The sequence below is a fragment of the Desulfosarcina sp. genome (assembly GCF_041551955.1).
Lineage (GTDB): Bacteria > Desulfobacterota > Desulfobacteria > Desulfobacterales > Desulfosarcinaceae > Desulfosarcina.
In genome coordinates, this window is the sequence record NZ_JBFELV010000317.1 from 1 (window position 1) to 5,823 (window position 5,823).

5 protein-coding genes are annotated in these 5,823 nt (G+C 50.6%); all 5 read right to left on the reverse strand.

What is annotated here, in order from left to right; all coding sequences use genetic code 11:
* Window positions 1-348: DUF2721 domain-containing protein (locus tag ABYV26_RS18905; RefSeq protein ID WP_372682913.1), on the reverse strand; the 348-nt coding region annotated here is incomplete at its 3' end.
* Window positions 349-424: 76 nt separating this feature from the next.
* Window positions 425-1,309, reverse strand: a complete 885-nt coding sequence (gene metF, locus ABYV26_RS18910; protein WP_372682914.1) for a methylenetetrahydrofolate reductase [NAD(P)H] — start codon at window positions 1,307-1,309, stop codon at window positions 425-427.
* 11 nt (window positions 1,310-1,320) lie between these two features.
* A complete protein-coding gene (locus ABYV26_RS18915; protein ID WP_372682917.1) occupies window positions 1,321-2,559 on the reverse strand; it encodes a formate/nitrite family transporter in 1,239 nt (412 codons plus the stop codon).
* A gap of 14 nt (window positions 2,560-2,573) precedes the next feature.
* Window positions 2,574-2,945: a response regulator gene (locus tag ABYV26_RS18920; RefSeq protein WP_372682915.1), complete on the reverse strand. Its 372-nt coding sequence runs from the start codon at window positions 2,943-2,945 to the stop codon at window positions 2,574-2,576.
* A complete protein-coding gene (locus tag ABYV26_RS18925; protein ID WP_372682916.1) occupies window positions 2,942-4,762 on the reverse strand; it encodes a cache domain-containing protein in 1,821 nt (606 codons plus the stop codon). Before ABYV26_RS18925 ends, ABYV26_RS18920 begins: the two co-directional genes overlap by 4 nt.
* Between the last annotated feature and the right edge of the window lie 1,061 nt (window positions 4,763-5,823).

A 5,823-nucleotide genomic window follows, 5' to 3' on the forward strand; every position in this document is an offset into this window, starting at 1 on the left:
GCTAAAGAGAAAAAATAGTACGCCAATGAATGTCAAATTTACATCAAACAAATTCATTATCAACAGAATCGGTATGATCAGGCTGCTTGATAAAATGGAAAACGATATGGAAACAATGCAGTTGCGAAGAATTTTGCTTCTATCGAATAGAATTTTCAACTCGATTCGTTTCCTGTTTTCATCGGCAACCTGGCCTTTATCCAACTCGTTGACAATCATTCTTGATTTATCAATTGTTCTTGCAAGCCGATTGGTGAGGGAAAGCAGAATAAGGCCTACCCCGGAAATCAGCACAATCGGCGATATGCATGATTGAAGAAATTTTACAAAAGAATCAATAGGTTCCATAATGTTCTGAATGCTATTCCGATCGCCACTTCAAGAGCGGCAGCAGACGCACCATGCCTGACAAAATTGCTGCCGGTCAGACCAGGTAGCGCGTGGTGGTCACTCCCAGAGAATCATAAATCTGGCGGGTGGCGTTGGACTTGTTCAGCGTATACAGGTGAATGCCGCTGACGTTGTGATCGATCAAATCGCGCACCTGCTCCGTGGCCCAGTGGATTCCAACCTTTTTCATGTAATCTTCATTTTCGGCACGTCGCAACGCCTTGATGAAACGCGCCGGGAAGAGGGTGCCTGCCGATACCTCAGCCATCCGTTCCATCAATTTAACCGAGGTAACCGGTGCGATACCGGCGACGATGGGTACCCGAATGCCAGCCAGTTCACACCGTTCGCAGAAATCATAGAACGCATGGTTATCGAAAAAGAGCTGCGTGCAGACATAATCGGCACCGGCATCGACCTTGGCCTTGAGATAATCCATTTCAAGCAGCCGGTTGGGGGTTTCCGGATGACCTTCCGGATAGCCGGCCACACCAATCCCCATCTGCGGATAGTGCTTGCGGATGAATGCCGCCAACTCGGCGGCGTAGCCAAAACCGCCGGGCGCCGGCTCAAAGGCCTTGCCCTTGGGCGGATCTCCGCGAAGGGCCAGAATGTTCTCGATGCCGCTTTCCGCATACGTGTCCAGAATCGATTGGATTTCATCCTTGGTGGAGCCGACACAGGTCAGGTGAGAGACCACGGTCAGGTCGGTCTCCCGTTGAATCCGCACGACCAGGTCGTGCGTCAGGTCACGGGTGGAGCCGCCCGCGCCATAGGTAACGCTCACATAGGCCAGTTCGAGCGGAGAGAGGTCGCTGATGGTGGCGAACAATTGTTCGGCAGCCTCCTGGGATTTCGGGGGGAAAAGCTCGAAACTGTAGGCGATCGAATGGCTCTTGAAGATTTTGCTGATATGCATTTGCTTTCTCCTTATTTTGACGTTCTCAAATAGGCACCCCAATAACCCAGCCCCACAAAAACCACACCGCCGATGGTGTTGCCAATGGTCACCGGAATCAAATTCTTTAGCAAAAAGGCGCTCCAGGTCAGCGTCGTAAGGTCCAGGCCGTCCGGGGCCAAGCCTGCCCAACGTGCCAGAAAGATACCGCTGGGGATGAAATACATGTTGGCGACACAATGCTCGAAGCCGATGGCCACAAACCCCATGATCGGAAAGAATATGGCGAAAATCTTGCCGATCACCTGACGGGAGGCCAGAGCCATCCAGACGGCCAGGCAAACCAACCAATTGCACCCGACGGCGCGAACAAAAGCCTCGCCAAGGTCTAAATTCACTTTGGCGTACGCTACCTTGACGGCCGCCTCACCCAAAGCGCCGCCGCCGGCTTTCCACAGACCGGAAAAGTAAAACAGCCATGCAAGCAGGATCGATCCCACGAAATTAGCGAAATACACCAGCGCCCATTTGGCCATTACTTTTGTCCAGGTTACCTCGCCGACCATCACGCTGGAAACCATGAGATTATTACCGGTGAACAGTTCACCGCCGGCGATGACCACCAGCATAAGTCCAAGGCTGAAGCTTGCTCCGGTGATCAGTTTTTTAAGTCCGATCCCCATTGCCGGATCCATATCGAAGGTGACGGAGGCGGAAAAAAGCCCGCCAAACCCGATATACGCACCCGCCATGACGCCCAGGACAAAAAGAGAGATCCAGGGTGAGGTGGCTTTGAGCACGCCCAGGCTCTGGGCCACGGTTTCGGCGATAATCTGTGGCCCTTTGTCGTCCAGGCTGGGGACCGGAAATTTGCTCAACATCTGCTCAAACCGCCCGATAGCTTTTTTTTCCTGGGTGAATTTATTCTGGATCGCCTTTCGAACCGTGGTCGTAATTTCTTCGGGCGTAAACGGTTTGGCCAAATAGTCCATGGCGCCCCGTTTCATCGCCTCCGTGGCCCGACCGACGGAGGGATATCCACTGATCATTACCACAGTGGATTCCGGCGCCCGGGATTCCAACTCAGCCACCACATCCAGTCCGTCCAAACCCGGCATCTGCCAGTCGCATAAAATGACCGTATATTTTTTTTGAGTCGCCCGCTGGAGCCCCTCTTTCGGATCAGAAGTGACTTCCACATCAAATCCTTCCTCTGAAAAAATGCGTTCACAGGACATTAATACGGCAGAATCGTCATCAATAATCAACATCGTTTGGCCCACTATTATCCTCCGTGATTTCTTGTTTTCAGCGTGTCATATAATGTGCTTATCAGCTCGTCCGGCGTGAACGGCTTGGCGATAAACGCATCCGTGCCGGAGCGAAGTCCCTTGTCTTGGGTTTCCGGCGTCAAGTATCCGGTCATCATCAGTACGATCATCTCCGGCTTGTGCGTTTTGGCCCAGGCAATCAGTTGGAAACCATCCTGCGTGGGCATTTTAATATCCGTAATCATGGCATCAAACGCTTCGATATCCAGAACCGCTTCGGCTTCTTCAACGGTTCCGGCAACATGGGTTTCAATCCCCTCGGCGTTCAATATTCTTCGACAGCTTTCCACAACGATCATGTCATCATCAACGATCAGAACTTTCATGAGATCTCCCGACTGCCTGTTTGAGCCGGATCCGGGACTTCGGTTAGCGACGTGGCGGGCAGCCAGATGGTAAAGCTCGTTCCTTCCCCCAGCGTTGATGCCACCTTGACGGTTCCGCCGTGCCGCTCGATTATTCCGGCAGAAACCGACAGGCCCAGGCCTGTTCCCTTGCCCACCTCTTTGGTAGTGAAAAACGGATCGAAGAGTTTGTCCATAATCTCCGGCTGAATTCCGCTGCCTGTATCCCGAATGATGATTTCAGCGCCCTGTTTCCCATCCGCTTCAGCCTGCCGGGTGGAAACCTCGATTTTACCCCCCGGTTCGGTGGCATCCAGTGCATTGATAATCATGTTTATCCACACACTCTGGCACAAGTTGCGATCCAGTGTAAACGTCGGAAGCCCGGATTCTGCATTGAAATTTAAATCCACACCTTTGATAAGTGCCTGATTACCTAATAATTTTATGCTTTTTGCAATCTGACGATTGAGATCCACAGGCTCTGGATGAAGCTGACTTTGCCTGGAAAAGTCGAGCAGGCTTTTAACGATCTTCCGTACCCGCTCGGTCTGGGTTGTGATCGTTTCCAAATCCGTGCGCACCTCATCAGGCAAATCCTTCCGCCGCAGGATCAGATGGGCAAATGTCAGCACCGCCGTCAGGGGATTATTGATTTCATGGGCGACGCCTGCGGCCAGTTTGCCGACACTGGCCTGTTTCTCAGATTGAATCAGGCATATTTCACTCTCTTCCTTTTGGCGTTTTTCCCTTTCTATCAAGGCATTAATCATATTCAGAAATTCTCGCTGCAATATTCCCATATCACTTTTGGAAATAGGCTTGATATCCGGTGAAAAGTTTCCTTTGGAGATCTCGACACTCGCTCGGATCAACCGATTGAGCGGCCGCATAATGATGCCTGTCAAAAACCATCCCAACACAAATGCCGACAACACACCGCCCACGGTGATCAGTGCAAAAACATTAATGGCCCGTTTGCGTACATCTAAATATTTCGCCTCGAGCGCACCGACATAGAGCATTCCCACCCGCTGCTCAAAAATGTCCGTAATCGGTTCATATGCGGTGATATACCAATCAGATAACACCTGAGCGCGATCCGTCCAGCGTTTCCCTTCGACCAGCACGTGCCGGACGACATCTTCGGATGCAGGTGTGCCCAGTGCCCGCTTTCCGCTTTGATCCATGACATTGGTGGATATGCGTATCGATTCTAAAAAGATCGTCGACGTACCGACATTGCGACCGTTATAGGTTTCGTTTCTGAATACGGTTTCTCCGATTTTATCCACAATGGATGAATCCCGGTTCAGCAGAACACCGCCATAAATCACTCCGATAATCCGCCCGTCCAGCTCGACCGGGACCGCCGCACCAATGACCAGTCCAGTCGCGACTTCAGATTCCAGTCCTGCTTCGGCCGAGGCGACCTTTGTTATGGGAATCACCGCCTGTTCGACTAGCTCCGGGTTTTCGTCTTGGAGGGTTTCCGGATCCAAAATAATGGTACCCCAAACCGTTTTGCCCTGCGTCAATGCATGATCAGCGAGCGGATTAATCTTTTTCGCAGGAAGCGTTTCATCCCCATGCATGCCAATCCGGCTGGTCACTGGTTGATTTTGGTCCAGAATACCCGCGAAATTCAATCCGATACGATCTGACAAATTCTCCATTTGGTTCAGGAGATAACCGCGGTCATGGGTTGCCAGCGCCTGTTGGAAATCAGGGTAATCGGCAACCATTTCCAATACCAGCCGAATCGACTGTATCCGTTGATCATAAACCAGCCGGGCCACGTTCAGATCCTGACGGACCCGATGGTGGGTTTCGGTGATGACGGATTCATAAAGCATGTTCCCACCGACAATCAGAGAAAGCAGGCCGATAAGCAGAGAAATAACCAGCATACTGGCGATGAGCCGAAAACGAGTTGAATGAATCATATCGAATAGTTTTTGTTTCACGGAAGTTTTCATTGTCATACCTAATATAACATTATACCGGCCTGTATATGTTCGATTCAACCCAATAAATAAGGTTTATCCGGCCAAGGCGGGTTTAACGGATTGAAAAAAAGTGGACAATCGAGCTCCCCCTGGGTGTTCGCCAACACTTCCAGAAAAAAGGAGACCCGCATGTCCACCAGCCTTACCATACCTGGCTTTTCGTGTTGGTTGCGGCCGTCGTGATGTGGCTGAACCGGGATGCGATGTTCTCGCTCCAAGGCGCAATAAAAGATGTGCTCCCCAAATGAGATGGCTGCGCAGCCTCACTGTTTCGTGTGCTTTTTGCCAGTAAAATCCGCAAATCACAAATTTCGGATCGATTACCACACCAGCAGCCTAACTTAATCTGAATTACTTATTACCATAGACGAAAAGGATCAATTTGCTCAAACTGTGAATGAATTTTGGAGACCGCTATTTATCCTGATGTTCTTTTCCGGCATACGTGTTGCGGAAGCGTCAGCATTGAAATGAAAGCCCATTGATTTGGCAGAGGGTGTGGTAAAAATACGGCGAAACCTGGTACGCTTCAAAAGCGGGAAAATTGTCTACATATTACCGAAAATGGAGAGTTCCATCAGAGATGCGAAGATTCCTGAATTTATAGTAGGGTCCTTGGGGGAGCAGCGGTAACTGAGGTGGAAAGGTAATGGGGACGGTTTCGTATTTATAAATACGCAGGGTCGCCCTCATCCATCGGCACGCCATCAACAATTGTGTAATCAAGCCGACCTTGGAAAAATTGGGCATCACAACACCCATTAGCGTCAAAGACACCAGGGCATCATTTATTACTAACGCTGTGGCCCAGAGTGAGCGATTGAGCTACATCCAGAAACAGGTCGGTCATA

Coding starts and splice junctions, on each gene's coding strand:
- metF (WP_372682914.1), bottom strand. CDS start 1,309: ATGCATATCAGCAAAATCTTCAAGAGCCATTCGATCGCCTACAGTTTC.
- ABYV26_RS18915 (WP_372682917.1), bottom strand. CDS start 2,559: ATGTTGATTATTGATGACGATTCTGCCGTATTAATGTCCTGTGAACGC.
- ABYV26_RS18920 (WP_372682915.1), bottom strand. CDS start 2,945: ATGAAAGTTCTGATCGTTGATGATGACATGATCGTTGTGGAAAGCTGT.